We start from the raw sequence: 246 nt of genomic DNA, 5'->3' as shown, positions 1-246 counted from the left end.
CCTGCTTATATAAACGTGATTCACTCATATTAGTTGGTAATTTAAAATCCTTCGGAAAACCTTGAGCATTAAAACATTCCCTCGGCGTCATTTTTCGAATTTTATTATCATCAGTATGAATCAAACAAACATTATGTCCCCCTTCACCTTGATTAGCTGTCAAAGTAGGTACTACACCTGATTTGTTCTTCCGTACATATTTTCTTCTCCACTGATAAATTGCTGGATTAGATTTTTCGTCATTTC

At 34.6% G+C, this 246-nt stretch carries 1 protein-coding gene; it reads right to left on the bottom strand.

The window, feature by feature from the left end; all coding sequences use genetic code 11:
* Positions 1 to 246, bottom strand: a 246-nt coding sequence (locus AC2Q9J_RS18380; protein WP_499042163.1) for a DNA cytosine methyltransferase, incomplete at both ends; no start/stop codon positions are given.

The organism is Planococcus sp. RAB007_Raresut, from assembly GCF_057369535.1.
The sequence above is the reverse complement of the archived record's forward strand: the minus strand, read 5'-3'. Positions and strand labels throughout refer to the sequence as shown.